Origin of the sequence: Streptomyces sp. NPDC008086 (genome assembly GCF_042957325.1) — a bacterium.
Lineage (GTDB): Bacteria > Actinomycetota > Actinomycetes > Streptomycetales > Streptomycetaceae > Streptomyces.
Genome location: NZ_JBIBIA010000006.1, coordinates 537,003 through 555,418 on the forward strand (window position 1 = coordinate 537,003; position 18,416 = coordinate 555,418).

The following is an 18,416-nucleotide window of genomic DNA, read 5'->3' on the forward strand; positions in this document are numbered from 1 at the left end:
CGCGGGGTACGGGCACAGCGGGCGGCGCCCGGTGCGTCAGCTCTTGCGGTGCCCTATCAGGCGCGGCTTCGCCTCCAGCCCGTCCAGCCCGTGCCAGGCCAGGTTCACCAGATGCGCCGCCACCTCCGCCTTCTTCGGACGGCGGACGTCCAGCCACCACTGGCCGGTCAGGGCGACCATCCCGACCAGGGCCTGGGCGTAGAGCGGGGCGAGCTTGGGGTCGAAGCCGCGGCTCTTGAACTCGCGGCCCAGGATGTCCTCCACCTGGGTCGCGATGTCCGAGATCAGCGAGGCGAAGGAACCCGTCGACTGGGGGATGGGCGAGTCACGGACCAGGATGCGGAAACCGTCCGTGTACTCCTCGATGTAGTCCAGGAGCGCGAACGCCGCCTGTTCGCACAGCTCACGGGGGTGGCCGGCGGTCAGGCTGCTCGTCACCATGTCCAGCAGGCGCCGCATCTCGCGGTCCACCACCACCGCGTACAGCCCCTCCTTGCCGCCGAAGTGCTCGTACACCACCGGCTTGGACACCCCGGCCTTCGCCGCGATCTCCTCCACCGACGTGCCCTCGAACCCCTTCGCGGCGAACAGCGTGCGACCGATCTCCAGCAACTGCTGGCGCCGCTCCGCCCCCGTCATCCGGGTACGACGCGTCCGCCGGGGCTTGTCGTTGCTGGGGGTACTGCTGGAGTCGGTCGCCACGGCGTCAATCATGCCGCCTTGGCAGGCTCCTTCCGGCGCCGGGAGCCGCCTTCCCCGGTGTTCCGGCGCGAATCGATACGCGAGCGTGACGGCCAGCGCACGTCGTACGCCCAGCCCAGCATCTCGAACCAGCGGATGAACCGGGCCGAGGAGTCGATCTGGCCCCGCTCCACACCGTGCCGCGCGGAGGTGGGGTCGGCGTGGTGCAGGTTGTGCCAGGACTCGCCGCAGGAGAGCACGGCCAGCCACCACACGTTGCCCGAGCGGTCACGCGACTTGAACGGCCGCTTGCCGACCGCGTGGCAGATCGAGTTGATCGACCAGGTCACGTGGTGCAGCAGCGCCACCCGCACCAGGGATCCCCAGAAGAAGCCGGTGAACGCGCCCCACCAGGACATCGTCACCAGACCGCCGATCAGCGCCGGCAGGGCCAGCGACAGCACCGTCCACCAGATGAACTGGCGGGAGATCCCGCGGATCGCCCGGTCCTTGATCAGGTCCGGCGCGTACTTGTCCTGCGGGGTGCGCTCCTCGTCGAACATCCAGCCGATGTGCGCCCACCACAGGCCCTTCATCAGGGCCGGGACGGTCTCGCCGTAACGCCACGGCGAATGCGGGTCACCCTCCGCGTCGGAGAACTTGTGGTGCTTGCGGTGGTCGGCGACCCAGCGCACCAGCGGGCCCTCCACCGCCATCGACCCCGCGACGGCGAGCGCGATCCGCAGCGGACGGTTCGCCTTGAAGGAACCGTGGGTGAAGTACCGGTGGTAGCCGATCGTGACGCCGTGGCAGGCGAAGAAGTAGAAGAAGACCAGCAGACCGAGGTCCAGCCAGCTCACGCCCCAGCCCCACGCCAGCGGCACCGCGGCGGCGAGCGCCAGGAACGGCACGACGATGAAGAGGAGAAGCGCGAACTGCTCGAGCGACCCCTTCTTCTCGCCGCCGAGCGTGGCTGAGGGAAGTCGGGTGTCGTCGTTCGCCTTCGGGGCGTCTTCGATCACATCGGAGCTCGTGGTCATGGGCGTCCCCTGTGGGGTCGAGGGTTGTGGCAGGTGCCGGGGTCGCGGGAACTGTTCCCAGGTTCCGTTACATCGGTCCCTACGGTTCCGTAACCTACGGCGTCGTAAGTATGGCAGTGCGTCGCCCTGCGGCAAGAGCCCGAGAGACTGCGCGTCCGCATGGACACCTATCCTTGGAGTCGGTCGGACAGCGCGGTCCGCTCTGATTTCTTCCCGGATGTCAGGAGCCGTATGCGGCCCAGCCGCGCGGCCCCAGGCGCCGGGTTCCCTCCCGGACGAGCTTCAACACTGCAAGGAGCCGCACCTGTGAGCAGTGCCGACGACCAGACCACGACGACCAGCAGCGAACTGCGCGCCGACATCCGCCGACTGGGTGACCTCCTCGGTGAGACCCTCGTCCGCCAGGAGGGCCCCGAGCTGCTGGAGCTCGTCGAGAAGGTCCGCCGCCTCACCCGAGAGGACGGCGAAGCCGCCGCCGAGCTGCTGCGCGGCACGGAGCTGGACACCGCGGCCAAGCTGGTCCGCGCCTTCTCCACCTACTTCCACCTGGCCAACGTCACCGAACAGGTCCACCGGGGCCGTGAGCTGCGCGCCCGCCGCGCCGCCGAGGGCGGCCTCCTCGCCCGTACGGCCGACCGCCTCAAGGACGCCGACCCCGAGCACCTGCGCCAGACGATCCAGCACCTGAACGTGCGCCCCGTCTTCACCGCGCACCCCACCGAGGCCGCCCGCCGTTCGGTCCTCAACAAGCTCCGGCGTGTCGCCGCCCTCCTGGAGACTCCGGTCCTCGAAGGCGACCGCCGCCGCCATGACACCCGACTGGCGGAGAACATCGACCTCGTATGGCAGACCGACGAGCTCCGCGTCGTACGCCCCGAGCCCGCCGACGAGGCCCGCAACGCCATCTACTACCTCGACGAACTGCACGCCGGCGCCGTCGGCGACGTCCTGGAGGACCTGACCGCGGAGCTCGAGCGCGTCGGCTACAAGCTGCCCGACGCCACCCGCCCCCTCACCTTCGGCACGTGGATCGGCGGCGACCGCGACGGCAACCCCAACGTCACCCCCCAGGTGACCTGGGACGTCCTCATCCTCCAGCACGAGCACGGCATCAACGACGCCCTGGAGATGATCGACGAGCTGCGCGGCTTCCTGTCGAACTCCATCCGCTACACCGGCGCCACCCAGGAGCTCCTCGACTCCCTCCAGGCCGACCTCGACGCCCTCCCCGAGATCAGCCCCCGCTACAAGCGCCTCAACGCCGAGGAGCCCTACCGGCTCAAGGCCACCTGCATCCGGCAGAAGCTGGAGAACACCAAGCTCCGCCTCGCCAAGGGCATCCCGCACGAGGCCGGCCGCGACTACCTCGGCACCGGCGAGCTGCTCCAGGACCTCACGCTGATCCAGACGTCCCTGCGCGAGCACCGGGGTGGGCTGTTCGCCGACGGCCGCATGGACCGGATCATCCGCACCCTGTCCGCGTTCGGCCTCCAGCTGGCCACCATGGACGTCCGCGAGCACGCCGACGCCCACCACCACGCCCTCGGCCAGCTCTTCGACCGGCTCGGCGAGGAGTCCTGGCGCTACGCCGACATGCCCCGCGACTACCGCTCCAAGCTGCTCGCCAAGGAGCTCCGCTCGCGCCGGCCCCTCGCGCCCAGCCCGGCGCCCGTGGACGCGGCCGGCGAGAAGACCCTCGGCGTCTTCCAGACCGTCAAGCGGGCCCTCGCCGTCTTCGGACCCGAGGTCATCGAGTCGTACATCATCTCCATGTGCCAGGGCGCCGACGACGTGTTCGCCGCCGCCGTCCTCGCCCGCGAGGCCGGCCTCATCGACCTGCACGCCGGCTGGGCCAAGATCGGCATCGTCCCGCTCCTGGAGACCACGGACGAGCTGAAGGCCGCCGACACCATCCTGGAGGACATGCTCTCCGACCCGTCCTACCGGCGCCTCGTCGCGCTGCGGGGCGACGTCCAGGAGGTCATGCTGGGCTACTCCGACTCCTCCAAGTTCGGCGGCATCACCACCAGCCAGTGGGAGATCCACCGCGCCCAGCGCCGACTGCGCGACGTCGCCCACCGCTACGGCGTCCGGCTGCGCCTCTTCCACGGCCGCGGCGGCACCGTCGGCCGCGGCGGCGGCCCCTCCCACGACGCGATCCTCGCCCAGCCCTGGGGCACCCTGGAGGGCGAGATCAAGGTCACCGAGCAGGGCGAGGTCATCTCCGACAAGTACCTCGTGCCGTCGCTGGCCAGGGAGAACCTGGAACTGACGGTCGCGGCGACGCTGCAGGCCTCCGCGCTGCACACCGCCCCGCGCCAGTCGGGCGAGGCGCTCGCCCGCTGGGACGCCGCGATGGACGTCGTCTCCGACGCCGCCCACGCCGCCTATCGGCGTCTCGTCGAGGACCCCGATCTGCCGACGTACTTCCTCGCCTCCACGCCGGTCGACCAGCTCGCCGACCTGCACCTGGGCTCGCGGCCCTCCCGCCGCCCCGGGTCGGGCGTCTCGCTCGACGGACTGCGCGCCATCCCCTGGGTCTTCGGCTGGACCCAGTCCCGGCAGATCGTCCCCGGCTGGTTCGGCGTCGGCTCGGGCCTGAAGGCGCTGCGCGAGGCCGGCCTCGACACCGTGCTCGACGAGATGCACGAACAGTGGCACTTCTTCCGCAACTTCATCTCCAACGTCGAGATGACGCTCGCCAAGACCGACCTGCGGATCGCCGCCCACTACGTCGACACGCTGGTGCCGGACGAGCTGAAGCACGTCTTCGACACCATCCGCGCCGAACACGATCTGACCGTCGCCGAGGTCCTCAAGGTCACCGGCGAGCGGGAACTCCTCGACGCCCAGCCGGTCCTCAAGCAGACCTTCGCCATCCGCGACGCCTACCTGGACCCGATCTCCTACCTCCAGGTCGCCCTCCTCAAGCGCCAGCGTGACGCCGTGGCCGCCGGAGAGACAGCCGACCCGCTGCTCTCCCGCGCCCTGCTGCTCACCGTGAACGGCGTGGCGGCCGGCCTGCGCAACACCGGCTGACCCACCGGCCCGACGACGGTGCCCCCGTGCTCGTACGAGCACGGGGGCACCGGTCGTCTCACGACCTCGGCGGTCAGGCCCTACGACGCCGGAACACCAGGTAGCCGCCCGCGCCGAGCAGCGCGGCGGCCGCCGCGGACAGCAGGCCCACCGGCGCGCCGTTCCCGGTCTCGGCGAGGTCGCCCTCACCACCGCCCTGCGGCGACGGCGACGCGACCGCCTCGCCCGGCGCCGACGGGCTCGCGGAAGGCTCCTCGGTGGACCCACCCGGCGTCTCGGAAGGCGAAGCCGAAGCCGACGGCGTCGCCGTACCGCCGCCCTCCTCCTCGTCCTCGCAGTCCGTCCAGAACACCTTGTGCTTCGCGGACCCCTTCTCGCCCTCGAAGTTCCAGAACAGCTTGTAGTGCCCGTCGGGGAGCGTCATGTCCGCCGTACGGCCATGACCCTCGCCGTCCAGCGTGATCGCACCGGACTTCACGGTCTCGCCCTTCACGGCGGCCGTGGGCGCCCAGGCCTCGATGTGCCAGGAGACCTGCTGCACGCTGTCGAAACCGAACGCGTCCAGGTAGAACTCGCACACGTGCGGTTCGTTCCTGCGCAGTTCCTCGCCGGTGGTGGCGTCGTGGATCTTGACGGTGCCGTTGTCACCGGGAGCGGTGGCGTGGGCGGCGGCCGGCGCGGAGAGCAACGCGGCCGCGGCGACGGCGGACAGAGCGCCGACGCGGTTGAGGGTACGCATGAGGCAGTAGTCCATCTTCGAGAAGGAACGGGAAGATGTGGAGGGGGCGGCTCAGCATCCAGCCCGCACTGACCCCGGGTCAATCACGAACAGACAACACTCAGATCCTCCACAGATATGGAGAACGGCCAGCACCTCAGACCGTCACGAACGCCGCGGTCAGCAACGCGATCCCCGACCCCGCCAGCACCCACGCCGCCCGCGTCCGCCGCAGCCCACCTGCGACGACGACCGCGGCCAGCAACAGCGCACCACCCAGCGGAACCCACGCGTACAGCACACCCGCCGGCCCCGACCGCACGACGTCGTCACTGCCCGGCTTCACCACGACCGTGTACGTCTGCCCCTCGCGCACGGCCACGGTCTTGTCGATGGTCACCGACCCACGCGCCCGCGACCCCGCCGAAATCGGCGCGTACGGCCCACTGCACGTGTCCGCGCCACACCGCGTCACCTTGATCGTGCCGCTCTCCCGGCCCTTCGTGAGCATCACGTGCTGCGCACTGCCCCACGACGCCCACACACCCGCGATCAGGATCAGCACCGCGACCGTGCCCATCGCCGCGAACCGCCCGAACCGCAGCGCCGTGAAAGCGCCCTGACTGGAGACAACGGCAGAAGGCATGGCCGCGATCCTTGGCCATGCCCCTGCGCCCGGTCAACCTCGGTCCGGCCGACCGGCCGGACAAGTCACGAGTTGTACGTGCTTTGCGCCCGCTCCAACCCCTCGATCACCAGACACTCCACCGCGTCCGCGGCCCGGTCCACGAAGTAGTCCAACTCCTTGCGCTCCGCGGCCGAGAAGTCCTTCAGCACGAAGTCCGCGACCTGCATACGACCGGGAGGGCGCCCGATGCCGAACCGCACCCGGTGGTAGTCGGCGCTCATCGCTTTCGTCATCGACTTCAGGCCGTTGTGCCCGTTGTCGCCGCCGCCGAGCTTCAGCCGCAGAGTGCCGTAGTCGATGTCCAGCTCGTCATGGATCGCGACGATGTTCGCGAGCGGCACCTTGTAGAAATCGCGCAGGGCGTTCACCGGCCCGCCCGAGAGGTTCATGTACGACATCGGCTTCGCGAGGATCACCCGCCGGTTCAACGGCCCCGGCGGACCGATACGGCCCTCCACCACCTGCGCCTGAGCCCGGCCGGCCCGCTTGAACCTCCCCCCGACCCGGTCGGCCAGCAGATCGGCCACCATGAACCCGACGTTGTGCCGGTTCATGGCGTACTCGGGCCCGGGATTGCCGAGGCCCACGATCAGCCACGGGTCATTGGCGCCGGTAGTCACGTCCACGTCTCCTTGCTGTGCTTTCCCGGAGCTGCGACATCAGCGGCTCCGCCGCGGGCCCCCGGACCCCCAGGACAAACGCCGGTCCGCGGGGATGACCGCCGCGAACATTGTGAGGCAAGCCTGAGTGACAGGCGTCGGCCGCTGCCCCGCACGGGAACAGCGGCCGACCAACCGATGACAGCGAGGATCAGGCCTCGGCGACTTCCTCGCCCTCGGCGGCCTCGCCCTCCGGGGCCTCCTCGGCCTGCGCGGCCAGCACCTGGAGGACGACGGCGTCCTCCTCGACGGCCAGCGTGGTGCCCTTCGGCAGCGTGATGTCCTTCGCCAGGACGGAGGCGCCGGCCTCCAGGCCCTCGATGGAGACCGTGACCGACTCGGGGATGTGCGTGGCCTCGGCCTCGACCGGCAGCGCGTTCAGCACGTGCTCCAGCAGGTTGCCACCCGCCGCCAGCTCGCCCTCGGTGTGCACCGGGACCTCGACCGTGACCTTCTCGCCGCGCTTGACCAGCAGCAGGTCCACGTGCTCCAGGAAGCCCTTCAGCGGGTCACGCTGCACGGCCTTCGGGATCGCCAGCTCGTTCGACTTGCCGTCGATGTCCAGCGCGATCAGGACGTTCGGCGTACGCAGCGCCAGCAGCAGGTCGTGACCGGGAAGCGTGAGGTGCAGCGGGTCCGAGCCGTGGCCGTACAGCACACCGGGAACCTTGCTGTCACGACGGATACGACGGGCGGCACCCTTACCGAACTCGGTACGGGTCTCAGCGGAGATCTTGACCTCGGACATACGGATCACTCCTCGTAGAAACTAGAGACGGACGTGGTCACCCGGCCACGAACGGCCTGCTACGAAGAGCGCGTCGATAACGGACAGCCGACACCTGAACCAACAGGTGCGGCCTCCCTCGCCGAGCAACTGAAGCAGTCTACTCGGACAGGGAGGCCGCACCCAAAAGGATCTTTACCGCGGATTCCTACTGCTCGTCGAAGAGGCTCGTCACCGAACCGTCCTCGAACACCTCGCGCACCGCGTTCGCGACCGTCGGCGCGATCGACAGCACCGTCAGCTTGTCCAGGTCGCGACTCAGCTCACCCGGCGTCGGCAGCGTGTTCGTGAACACGAACTCGCTCACCCGGGAGTTCTTCAGCCGGTCCGCCGCGGGACCCGACAGCACACCATGCGTCGCGGTGACGATGACGTCCTCCGCGCCGTGCGCGAACAGCGCGTCGGCGGCCGCGCAGATGGTCCCGCCCGTGTCGATCATGTCGTCGACCAGGACACACACCCGGCCCTTGACCTCACCCACGACCTCGTGGACGGTCACCTGGTTGGCGACGTCCTTGTCCCGCCGCTTGTGCACGATGGCGAGGGGAGCACCGAGCCGGTCACACCAACGGTCCGCGACCCGCACCCGCCCGGCGTCCGGAGACACCACGGTCAGCTTCTCCCGCTCGACCTTGCGGCCCACGTAGTCCGCGAGCAGCGGAAGCGCGAAGAGGTGGTCGACCGGGCCGTCGAAGAAGCCCTGGATCTGGTCCGTGTGCAGATCCACGGTCAGGATCCGGTCCGCGCCCGAGGTCTTCATCAGGTCCGCGATCAGACGCGCCGAGATCGGTTCACGCCCACGGTGCTTCTTGTCCTGCCGCGCGTAACCGTAGAACGGCACGATCACCGTGATGGAGCGGGCCGACGCACGCTTCAGCGCGTCGATCATGATCAGCTGCTCCATGATCCACTGGTTGATCGGAGCCGTGTGGCTCTGGATCACGAAGCAGTCCGCACCGCGCGCCGACTCCTGATAACGGACGTAGATCTCGCCGTTGGCGAAGTCGAAGGCCTTGGTCGGGACGACCCCGACACCCAACTGCTGGGCGACCTCCTCGGCAAGCTCGGGGTGGGCGCGGCCGGAGAAGAACATCAACTTCTTCTCGCCGGTCGTCTTGATCCCGGTCACAGCTGTCTCCTCAGAGGTGTCTCAACAGGGTGTGCACTTATCACGGTACGCCGTGTTTGGCGCACCCGTTTCCGGTCAGTCCTCGCTCTCGACCTGCCGTGACGCCGCCTCGGCCGCCTTCGCCGCCGCGCTGCCCGGACGCTTGCGAGCCACCCAACCCTCGATATTCCGCTGCTGACCGCGGGCCACGGCCAGCGAACCGGGCGGCACGTCCTTCGTGATCACCGAGCCCGCGGCGGTGTACGCGCCGTCCCCGATCGTGACAGGAGCCACAAACATGTTGTCCGAACCGGTACGGCAGTGAGAACCGACCGTCGTGTGGTGTTTGTCCTGTCCGTCGTAGTTCACGAAGACACTCGCGGCGCCGATGTTCGAGAAGTCGCCGATCGTCGCGTCACCGACGTACGAGAGGTGAGGCACCTTCGTCCCCTCGCCGATCGAGGCGTTCTTCGTCTCGACGTACGTCCCGATCTTGCCCTTCGCCCCGAGACGGGTACCGGGCCGCAGGTAGGCGTACGGCCCCACGGTCGCCTGGGCCCCGACCACGGCGCCGTCCGCGACGGTGTTGTCGACCCGCGCCCCGGCGCCGACCCGGGTGTCCTTCAGCCGGCTGTTCGGACCGACCTCCGCACCCTCACCGAGATGCGTCGAGCCCTGGAGCTGGGTCCCGGGGTTGACGACGGCGTCCTGGTCGAACGTGACGGTCACGTCGACCCACGTCGTCGCCGGGTCGACCACCGTGACGCCGGCCAGCATGGCGGCCGTCAGCAGCCGGTCGTTCAGGATGCGACGCGCCTCGGCGAGCTGCACACGGTTGTTGATGCCGGCGATCTCGCGGTGGTCGGCGGCGACGGAGGCACCGACCCGATGACCGGCCTCGCGCAGGATCCCGAGGACGTCGGTCAGATACTCCTCGCCCTGGCTGTTGTCCGTCCGCACCTTCCCCAGGGCGTCGGCGAGCAGTTGTCCGTCGAAGGCGAAGACCCCGGAGTTGATCTCACGGATCGCAAGCTGCGACTCGGAGGCGTCCTTGTGCTCGACGATCGCCGTCACCGCGCCGGACGCCCCGTCCCGCACGATCCGCCCGTACCCCGTCGCGTCCGGCACCTCGGCCGTCAGCACGGTCACCGCGTTGCCGTCCGCGGAGTGCGTGGCGGCGAGGCGGGTCAGGGTCTCGCCGGTGAGCAGGGGAGTGTCACCACAGACGACCACGACGGTCCCGTCCACGGCCCCGCCGAGCTCCTCCAGAGCCATCCGTACGGCATGACCCGTACCGTTCTGCTCCGCCTGCACGGCGGTGCGTACGCCGGGGTCGATCTCACCGAGGTGCGCGGACACCTTCTCCCGCGCGTGCCCCACGACCACGACCAGGTTCTCGGGCCGCAACTCACGTGCGGCGGCCAGCACATGACCCACGAGGCTGCGTCCGCAGAGCTCGTGCAGGACCTTGGGTGTGGCCGACTTCATACGGGTGCCCTCACCCGCTGCGAGAACGACGACGGCTGCCGGGCGAATGGCGCTCACGGGATGCCCTTCGGCTGTGGAGGGGGTGGGGTGACATCCGCAGGATACCGGGGTGTTTCGTGGGGGACATGAGAGCGGGCCCTGACTTGGCTGTCAGGGCCCGCTCCGAGGTCTTGGGTGCTGTGGCTCCCCCGCAAGGATTCGAACCTTGTCCTGCTGGTACCAAAAACCAGTGTGCTGCCAGTTACACCACGGGGGACAGCGAGTCAGACCTTACCGGAGACGGGATCGGGTCCACGAAAGTCACCGGAAAACGGGGACCGGGCGCCCGTAGGCTGGAGGCATGACCACGACGGGGGAAGCCCACGCAGAGGCGCCGCCACCGAGAGCGGGGCCGTGGTGGTGGGGCAGGGTGCGCAGTGCCGTGCTGGACGTGAGTCTGGGCGTGGCGTCCGCGGTGGAGTGCGGTTTCGAGGGGGTCCGGTTCGCGGGGGACGCGGGGATCCCGCAGGCCGCGGGGGTGGTGTTCGGGGTTCTGGCGGGCTCGGTGCTGGTGTTGCGGCGCCGGTGGCCGATCGCCGTCGTGCTGGTGTCGATCGCGGTGATGCCGGCCCAGATGGGCTTCCTGATGGGCGTCGTCGGGCTGTACACGCTCGCCGCGTCCGAACTGCCCCGGCGGATCATCGCCTCGCTGGCGGGGATGTCGTTCGTCGGCGCGTTGATCGTGACGTTCGTGTGGCTGCGGCAGGACGTCGGGCGGGGGAGCCTGACCGTCGGGGACTGGGTGGTGCCGTTCGCCTCGATCACGACGGCTCTCGGGGTGACCGCGCCTCCTCTGCTGCTCGGGCTGTATGTCGGGGCCCGGCGGCGGTTGATGGAGAGTCTGCGGGAGCGGGCGGACAGCCTGGAGCGGGAGCTTCAGTTGCTGGCCGAGCGGGCCGAGGAGCGCGCCGAGTGGGCGCGGAACGAGGAGCGCACCCGTATCGCCCGGGAGATGCACGACGTCGTCGCGCACCGGGTGAGTCTGATGGTGGTGCACTCCGCCGCGTTGCAGGCCGTGGCCCGTAAGGATCCCGACAAGGCGGTGCGGAACGCCGCGCTGGTCGGGGACATGGGGCGGCAGGCGTTGACCGAGTTGCGGGAGATGCTCGGGGTGCTGCGCAGTGGGGACGTGCGCGCGGCGGACCGGTCGCCGGGGGCCGTGGTGCCGTTGGCCGCCGTGGGGGTCGCCGCGGCCGCGGCGGCGGACCGGGAGCGGGACGGCGGGGACGACGGGGCTGCCGACGGGCCCTGCCTTTCGGAGCTGGACGCGTTGATCGGGCAGTCGGCGGCCGCGGGGATGGCCGTGGACCTGTCGGTGGAGGGGGAGACGCGGTCGTATGCGCCGGCGATCGAGCAGACCGCGTTCCGGGTGGTGCAGGAGGCGTTGACCAACGTCCACAAGCACGCGGCGGGGGCGAAGACGTACGTGCGGCTCGCGCACCGGGTGTCGGAGATCGCGATGCAGGTGGAGAACGAGCCGCCGCCGGAGCCGTCGTCGGCGTCGTCGGCGCGGCTGCCGTCGGGGGGCAACGGTCTGGTGGGGATGAAGGAGCGCGTGGCCGCGCTGGGCGGGGTGTTCGTGTCCGGGCCGACGGACGCGGGGGGTTTCCGGGTGTCGGCGGTGATTCCGGCGGCGTAGGCTCAGCCGGCCGTGAGGCGTGCCGGTTCTATGCCGGCGACGAGGGCGGCGAGGGCCTGGTCGATGTCGGGGCCGAGGTACCAGTCGCCGGTGTGGTCGAGGGCGTAGACGCGGCCTTCGGTGTCGATGGCGAGGAGCGCCTGGGTGTCGGTCTCGGCGCCCAGGGGGCAGACCTCGGTGTCGAGGGCGCGGCCGAGGTCGCCGAGGGTGCGGGCCATGTGCAGGCCGTGGAGCGGGTCGAAGTGCAGGGCCGCGGGGGCGACCTGGCGGCCGGGACCGGCGGGGGTGATGTGCAGGCCGCCGAACTCCGCCCAGGCCTCCACGGCGGCGGGGAAGACGGCGTGGGTGTGACCCGCCGGTGAGGTGTGTTCGCGCAGGGTGTCGGCCCAGATCTCGGCCTGCTTGATGTCCCAGCGGCCGGGTTGCCAGCCGGCGGCGCGCAGGGCGGCGTCCACGGGGACGGGGAAGCGGGTGCTGGTGGTGCGGTCGGTGTGCATCTGCCCTTCGTTCGTCGGTGCCTACGGATGTGCCGGGTGAGGTGAGAGGGACGGGCTAGCCGTCGGTGGTCGTCGGGTCGACGATGCGGACGCCGAAGTGGGCGCTGAGGGCGGTGCAGGCACGGCAGGGCGTGGCGAAGCTGCCGTGCAGGGGGTCGCCGTCCTCGCGGATGCGGCGGGCGGTGAGCTTGGCCTGCTTGAGGGCTTTGCGCGCCTCGCCGTTGGTCATGGGTTTGCGCGCGGAGCGTTTGCTGCGGGCGGCGTCGGCGGTGGCGATGTGGCGCGAGATGAGGATCGTCTCGGCGCAGCGGCCGGTGAAGCGGTCCCGCTCGGAGCTGGTGAGGGTGTCGAGGAAGTCCTGGACGAGGTGGTGCAGCTGCGGGGGCTGGTCGCCGCGGGCGGCGGTGCCGGTGAGGGTGGCGCCGCGGACCGAGAGGGCGGCGGCGACGGTGGGGAGTATGCCGTCGCGGCGGTGCAGGAGGGCGGGCGCGTGCGGGGTTTCGGTGGCGCTCCAGCCGATGCGGGGGTCGCCGGACCTGGGCGCGTGGGCGCCTGTCTGCGTCGCGTTCACGTTCATCATCCCCTCCCGAGCATCCCCCGGGCATGCTCTCGGACGTCACAGAGTGCCAAATGCCGTGGCAGGTGCGGAAGCTGGGGCGTCGCGACACGCCCGGGTTTGGGCGGGCTGTCACGGCGGGGTGACGGCTGGTCACGGAAGCGGAGGGGGTGACGACCGGCGCCGGTGACCGGTGTCGTCGTACCGCATAGGCTGTCGGCACCGCTTTCCATGCGGTGACGCGTGGACGCAGACGAGACAGTCGATACGTGGCGTTGTGACCGAGAGTGGTCATGGTGGCGCGTATCAGAACGCCGCAGGGGGCAACCGCCATGACGACAGGTCGGCTCGGGCAGCAAGCCGCGCCGCCGAACGCGGCCTACGCCGGGCAGGTCGTGCATTTCCCGGATCCGGTGCGGGCGACCCGTCACCCGAGAGGGGTACGGGTTGACGGGCGGGGTTACCCCGATTTCTCGCCGTACGCGCGGGCGGCGGCGGAGATCGCGGAGCCGCCGGAGGGTTTCGGTGTCGACGAGTTGCGGCTGACGGACTACGTGTCGGCGAACGCGGCGCTGGCCGCGTCGGGGCACGAGCTGTGGGACACGATCCCGGCGGTGGCGACGCCGCACGGCTGGACGTGGCACCACGTGGTGGGCTCCCGGCGGCTGGAGCTGGTTCCGGTCGAGGTGAAGGCGCTGCTGCGGCATCACGGTGGCATCGCCACGTCGGCGGTGGAGCACGACAAGCGAGGGACGCGGCCGTTGCAGGAGACGCGGCCCGCTCACTTCCGGCTGCCGAAGTCGGGTGTGGCGGTGACGGAGGCGCAGGCGCTGGGAGTCGAGGAGGATCTCGGGTACCGGCTGCCGGGCGCGTACCGGTCGTTCCTGAAGGCCGCGGGCGGTTGTGCCCCGGTGGGGACGGCGCTGGACGCGGAGTTGGGGCTGCTGGTGGACCAGCCGCTGTTCACGGTGCGGGACGAGGCGGCCGTCAACGACCTGGTGTACGTCAACAAGTGCCTGCGGGACCATCTGACCAAGGACTACCTGGGTGTCGGGTTCGTGCAGGGCGGGTTGCTGGCCGTGAAGGTGAAGGGCGAGCGGCTGGGTTCGGTGTGGTTCTGCGCGTACGACGACGCGCGGGACGTGGATCCCTCGTGGCCGCCGGCGGAGCGGGTGGAGCGGCTGCTGGTGCCGTGCGGTGAGGACTTCGACGCGTTTCTGTCCCGGCTGGCGGGGTCTCCGCCGGAGTTGGAGACGGTGGCGAATCTGATGGTGGACGGTGGGTTCGCGCGTGCGGTGCCCGTGACCGCCGCGGCTGTGGGGGAGTGAGCTTCGCGATGGTGACGTTCGCGCAGGCGCAGGAGCGTGCGGAAGAGTGGATCAACGGCGAGGTGCCGTCGTACCAGCATCGTGAGGTGCGGGTGCGGGAGTTCGGCCTCGGGTTCGTGGTGTGGGCCGAGGACCGTGCGGACGGGCCGCGTTCGGACGGCGGCGCGCAGCGGTTGGTGATCGCCCGCGACAGCGGGGAGGCCACGCTGTGGCCGTCGCTGCCGGTGGGTGAGGTGATCCGCCGGTACGAGGAGGAGTACGGCCGTGGGGACGCGGTCGCCGAGCCGGCGCCGGCCGCTCCGGCCCGGGTGGACCTGAACCAGACGTCGTTCCTGCTGACGCCGCCGGAGTGGTTGCAGGAGGCGGCGGACAAGCTGGGGATCCAGGGCAGGGACGGAGGGTCGGGCTCGGAGTCCGGGTCCGGGCAGGGTGCCGATGAGGGTGCGGCCGGGGCTTCGGCGGCTGCTCCGCCGGTGCCGAGTGTGCCGGGGGTGCCCGACGGGGCGACCCCTTGGGCCGGTACGGACACCAACCCCGGCCCCGGTGAGGACCGTTCCGTGCCGCTGCCGGAGACGGTGTTCGCGCCGCCGTTGAGCGGCGAAGACGCCGCTCCGCCGGACGCCAAGACCGCGCTGATGTCGGGTGGCAGCCAGCTTCCGTCGACGGCGATCGAGCCGGCGCTCGACGAACCGAACACGCCGCCCGCGCCCCCCGTGCCTCCGGGGGCGCCTTCGTACGGCTACCCGCAGGGTGCTCCTGGTGCTCCTGGTGCTCCTGGTGCTCCTGGTGCTCCTGGTGCGGCTGACATGCCTCCGCCGGGTGCCACGCCGCCGCCCGCCCCTTCGTACGGCTATCCGCAGGGCGGCCCCGAGACGCCGGGGCGGCCGCTCCCGCCCAACGCCGAGGACATCGCCGACGCCGCGACGAGCAAGGCGGCGCCGCCGCGTCCGCGGAACGGGGCGGTGCCGCCGCCTCCGCCGGGGGTTCCTGGGGTTCCGGGGGCGGGGGGTGCGACTCCCGCGCCTCCTGCGCCGCCGTCGGCGCCGGGTGCTCCGGGTGCTCCGGGTACGCCGGGCGCTCCGGGAGGCGGGTACGTTCCGACGCAGCTCGTGTCGGCGCTCGGGCCTGAGGGGCCCGAGGGTGTGGCGGGGCCGGGGGTTCCGCCGCCGCCCGGTGCTCCGGGTGCTCCCGGTGCGCCTGGTGCGCCTGGTGCGCCGAATCCTCCGGGCGCCCCCAACCCGCCCGGTACGCCGGGTGGTACGCCCCCGGGTGGGGTGCACCATGCCGCGACCGTGCTGGCCGACCCGAGCCAGATGGGGGGCGCGCCGCAGCCTCCCGGGCCTCCTGGTGCGCCGGGTGCCCCTGGTGTGCCGAATCCGCCCGGTGTCCCCAGCCCGCCCGGCACCCCGGGTGCTCCGGGCATGCCGGGTGCGCCGCAGCCTCCGGGCCCTCCCGGCGTTCCTGGTGCGCAGAGTGCCGGTGGCCCTGGCGCGCCGCAGCCTCCGGGTCCCCCCGGGACGCCCGGCGCTCCGGGTGCTCCCGGTGGCCCGGGTTCCTCGGGCGGTGCCCGGGGTGCCGTTCACCATGCGGAGACCATGCTGGCGGGGCCCCCGGTGGGCGGCCCCGGCGTGCCTCCGCCGCCGCCCGCTCCCGGTGCGCCCCAGCCGCCCGGGGTTCCGGGAATGCCTCCGGGCGGCCCCGGTACTCCTCCCGGCGGTCCCGGCGGCCCCGGCGGTCCCGGCGGTCCCGGCGCTCCCCAGCCCCCCATGCCCCCGGGTGCGATCCCGCCGCCCGGTCAGCCGGGCCACCCCGCGCCCGGTCAGCCCGGTCAGCCCGGTCAGCCACCGGCGTACGGCTATCCCCAGCAGCCCACCGGGCAGCCGACCGTCGGCCCCGGCTACCAGGCCGTGCTCCGCTACCGCGCGCAGGACGGGTCGGAGCAGCAGCTGATCCGGCGTTCGGCGCCGGGTACGCCGCACCCGGAGTGGCAGATCTTCCATGAGCTGCGGGGCATGAACGTGCCGCCGGACCAGGTGCTGGAGCTGCACACGGAGCTGGAGTCGTGCGAGCTGCCGGGCGCGTACTGCGCGCGGATGATCCGGGAGCAGTGGCCGCAGGCGCGGATCACGTCGATCGCGCCGTACGGCACGGATCACGCGAGCCGGCAGCAGGGCATGCAGCAGTTGCTCGCGCACCAGGGCGAGTTGCACCAGGTGGCCGACGGGCCCGCCCGGCCGGCTCCGATGCGGGCGCCGTTGCCGCAGGTGCAGGCGGTGCCGCCGATTCCGCCGGAGGGTGTGGCGCAGGAGCTGGCGGCGGCGTTCGGGCCGGGGCTGTTCCGGTTCGAGCAGGCCGCCGTGTCCCGGCAGGGTGTGCCGCCGGTCGTGGCGCACAGCCTGATGGTGGGCGGCCTGCCGATGGACATGGGCCCTTTCTTCTGGGCGCAGGCCCAGCCGGGGCGGCCGGTGCCGACACTGGCGGAGCTGGCGCAGGAGCGCGGGGTGCAGCCGGCGTCGGACGCGGGCTCGTATCTCGTCATGGGCAGCGACTTCGGCAAGGCGCTGTGTGTGCAGTACGGGACGGCGCACATCGTCGCCGTGCCGGTGGAGGCGGGGCCGGGCGGTGCGCCCGTACCGCCGCAGTTCGTGAACACCGGACTGCCCGAGTTCCAGCGCTGTCTGGCGCTGCTGGGCCGGATGTGGCGGCTTCGCTTCGGTCTGAACCAGGAGCAGGCGGGGCGTTGGACCGTCGACTTCCAGGCTCAGCTGGCCGCGCTCGACCCGGCGGCGCTGGGGTCGCCGGAGAGCTGGTGGTCGGTGCTGCTGGAGCAGATGTGGGACGGGCTGCTGTGACGGCCGTTCGGCTGTTTGTCGTGAGATGACGGCAACCGGGTGATGTCACCCGGTTGCCGCGGGCTGTCGCCGAGTGCGGCGTGCGGGCGTGAGAGGGCCGGCTTCCGGTGGTACTACCGGGAGCCGGCCCTTTCGTATGCGCTCTTGGCCGTTTTGCGCGCCGATCGACCTTCCGTGCGCCGCTGGTCTTCGTGTGCGCCGCTCGGCGTGCCTGCGTGCCTCCGTGCCCCTGTGCGGTGTCGGCTGCGCGGAGTGTCGCGTTATGAACGCTTCCGCCCGATACATCAAGATGTGCGCTAAATCATCATTTCGCATCCGTTCGGCGGAGAGGGGTTCCAGGATGAGTAGCGCACCGGTCCCGCTCTACGACTTCGTGGTCGTACGAGGGCGTGGCTACCGTCCCGAACAGGTCGACGCCTACATCGACGCCCTCTTCCGGGACCGTGACGCCGCCTGGGAGCGGGCCGCCCGGCTCACCGTGCTCGCCCGGGAGATGGACGACGAGGCGCGGCGGCTGCGGGACGTGGTCGCGGGGCTCGCCCCGCAGACGTACGAGGAGCTCGGGGAGCGGGCGCGGCGGCTGTTCGAGCTGGCGGAGGAGGAGGCCGCGGCCGTGCGGGAGGGGGCGCGGCAGGAGACGCAGCGACTGATGGAGGAGGCGCAGACGTACGCGGACGAGCTGCGGGACGCGGCGCAGTCGCACGCCGACGCCGTGACCGCCGCGTCCGAGGAGTGGGCCCGGCAGCGGCTGCTCGCGGCGCGCGCCGAGGCGGGCGAGACCCGTATCGCCGCCCGGCGCGATGTGAAGGAGGAGCGCGGCGAGGTGCTCGGCCCGTTGCGTCAGGTGCGGCAGCAGACCGCCGCCCTGGTCGCGCGGCAGGCCAAGGAGCACGCCGAGCGGTCGGCGGAGGCCGAGCGGGAGGCCCAGCGGCGGCTGGCCGCGCTGGAGAAGGCGGAGGCGGAGCGGACGGCGCGGGCCGAGGCCTCGCTGGCCGAGGCGCAGCAGGAGCTCGCCGACGCGCGGGCCTCGGCCGAGCGGTTGCAGGAGGAGGCGGCCGCGCGGGCGGCGGAGCTCCTGGAGCAGGCACGGCAGCGGACCGAGCGGATCTCCCGGGAGACGGAGCGGGTGCTGCGCGAGCACGGGGAGATGTGGGACGAGGTGCGCCTGCAGATGGACCAGATGCGCAACAGTCTGTCGACCCTGGAGCGCCAGGCGGCGATGGAGTGAACCGGGGCAGGGCCGCCGGACCGGCGAGCACCCCGCCCTCCGACCCACCCCGCCCCCGACTCCGGGCGC

The 18,416-nt window shown here is 71.5% G+C and carries 15 protein-coding genes and 1 tRNA gene; 5 read left to right on the forward strand and 11 right to left on the reverse strand.

Annotated features, from left to right (window positions below; translation table 11 throughout):
• Positions 1-36: 36 nt before the first annotated feature.
• Together ACFZBP_RS23825 and ACFZBP_RS23830 are read right to left on the reverse strand one after the other, a co-directional pair.
• Complete coding sequence (locus ACFZBP_RS23825; RefSeq protein ID WP_062722196.1) at positions 37-714, reverse strand: TetR/AcrR family transcriptional regulator; 678 nt, start codon at positions 712-714, stop codon at positions 37-39.
• The gene (locus ACFZBP_RS23830) at positions 711-1,721 is read right to left on the reverse strand and encodes an acyl-CoA desaturase (protein WP_383448133.1); all 1,011 of its coding nucleotides are present in this window, start codon (positions 1,719-1,721) and stop codon (positions 711-713) included. Before ACFZBP_RS23830 ends, ACFZBP_RS23825 begins: the two co-directional genes overlap by 4 nt.
• Before the next feature lie 306 nt (positions 1,722-2,027).
• On the opposite strand from ACFZBP_RS23830, the gene ppc reads away from it, so the two are divergent.
• On the forward strand, positions 2,028-4,760 hold the full coding sequence (gene ppc, locus ACFZBP_RS23835; protein ID WP_383448136.1) for a phosphoenolpyruvate carboxylase: 2,733 nt from the start codon (positions 2,028-2,030) through the stop codon (positions 4,758-4,760).
• Between the two features lie 73 nt (positions 4,761-4,833).
• Here ppc and ACFZBP_RS23840 read toward each other — a convergent pair whose 3' ends face one another.
• From ACFZBP_RS23840 to ACFZBP_RS23870, 7 genes are all read right to left on the reverse strand, one after another.
• Positions 4,834-5,499: an LPXTG cell wall anchor domain-containing protein gene (locus tag ACFZBP_RS23840; RefSeq protein ID WP_383448139.1), complete on the reverse strand. Its 666-nt coding sequence runs from the start codon at positions 5,497-5,499 to the stop codon at positions 4,834-4,836.
• A gap of 136 nt (positions 5,500-5,635) precedes the next feature.
• Positions 5,636-6,124: a hypothetical protein gene (locus tag ACFZBP_RS23845; protein ID WP_383448142.1), complete on the reverse strand. Its 489-nt coding sequence runs from the start codon at positions 6,122-6,124 to the stop codon at positions 5,636-5,638.
• A 65-nt stretch (positions 6,125-6,189) separates the two neighbouring features.
• On the reverse strand, positions 6,190-6,792 hold the full coding sequence (gene pth, locus ACFZBP_RS23850; RefSeq protein ID WP_383448144.1) for an aminoacyl-tRNA hydrolase: 603 nt from the start codon (positions 6,790-6,792) through the stop codon (positions 6,190-6,192).
• A gap of 184 nt (positions 6,793-6,976) precedes the next feature.
• On the reverse strand, positions 6,977-7,573 hold the full coding sequence (locus ACFZBP_RS23855) for a 50S ribosomal protein L25/general stress protein Ctc (RefSeq protein WP_391415912.1): 597 nt from the start codon (positions 7,571-7,573) through the stop codon (positions 6,977-6,979).
• A 187-nt stretch (positions 7,574-7,760) separates the two neighbouring features.
• Positions 7,761-8,741: a ribose-phosphate diphosphokinase gene (locus ACFZBP_RS23860; RefSeq protein ID WP_062722190.1), complete on the reverse strand. Its 981-nt coding sequence runs from the start codon at positions 8,739-8,741 to the stop codon at positions 7,761-7,763.
• Between the two features lie 75 nt (positions 8,742-8,816).
• Complete coding sequence (gene glmU / locus ACFZBP_RS23865) at positions 8,817-10,265, reverse strand: bifunctional UDP-N-acetylglucosamine diphosphorylase/glucosamine-1-phosphate N-acetyltransferase GlmU (protein ID WP_391415914.1); 1,449 nt, start codon at positions 10,263-10,265, stop codon at positions 8,817-8,819.
• Between the two features lie 123 nt (positions 10,266-10,388).
• A tRNA-Gln gene (locus tag ACFZBP_RS23870) sits at positions 10,389-10,464 on the reverse strand.
• 84 nt (positions 10,465-10,548) lie between these two features.
• Here ACFZBP_RS23870 and ACFZBP_RS23875 point away from each other — a divergent pair.
• On the forward strand, positions 10,549-11,886 hold the full coding sequence (locus ACFZBP_RS23875; RefSeq protein WP_383448153.1) for a sensor histidine kinase: 1,338 nt from the start codon (positions 10,549-10,551) through the stop codon (positions 11,884-11,886).
• Between the two features lie 2 nt (positions 11,887-11,888).
• Here ACFZBP_RS23875 and ACFZBP_RS23880 read toward each other — a convergent pair whose 3' ends face one another.
• Together ACFZBP_RS23880 and ACFZBP_RS23885 are read right to left on the reverse strand one after the other, a co-directional pair.
• Positions 11,889-12,383 (reverse strand): SUKH-3 domain-containing protein, encoded by a 495-nt coding sequence (locus ACFZBP_RS23880; protein ID WP_391415916.1) that lies wholly within the window; start codon positions 12,381-12,383, stop codon positions 11,889-11,891.
• A 55-nt stretch (positions 12,384-12,438) separates the two neighbouring features.
• Positions 12,439-12,963, reverse strand: coding sequence for a YwqJ-related putative deaminase (locus ACFZBP_RS23885; protein ID WP_391415918.1), 525 nt, complete (start codon positions 12,961-12,963; stop codon positions 12,439-12,441).
• Positions 12,964-13,271: 308 nt separating this feature from the next.
• On the opposite strand from ACFZBP_RS23885, the gene ACFZBP_RS23890 reads away from it, so the two are divergent.
• The 3 genes from ACFZBP_RS23890 (at position 13,272) to ACFZBP_RS23900 (ending at position 18,347) form a co-directional block, all read left to right on the forward strand.
• Entirely contained in the window at positions 13,272-14,267 is a 996-nt protein-coding gene (locus ACFZBP_RS23890) for an HNH endonuclease (protein ID WP_391415920.1), read from the forward strand.
• A gap of 8 nt (positions 14,268-14,275) precedes the next feature.
• Positions 14,276-17,119 (forward strand): SUKH-4 family immunity protein, encoded by a 2,844-nt coding sequence (locus ACFZBP_RS23895; protein ID WP_391415922.1) that lies wholly within the window; start codon positions 14,276-14,278, stop codon positions 17,117-17,119.
• Positions 17,120-17,459: 340 nt separating this feature from the next.
• Positions 17,460-18,347, forward strand: a complete 888-nt coding sequence (locus tag ACFZBP_RS23900) for a cellulose-binding protein (RefSeq protein ID WP_391415924.1) — start codon at positions 17,460-17,462, stop codon at positions 18,345-18,347.
• Positions 18,348-18,416: the final 69 nt, after the last annotated feature.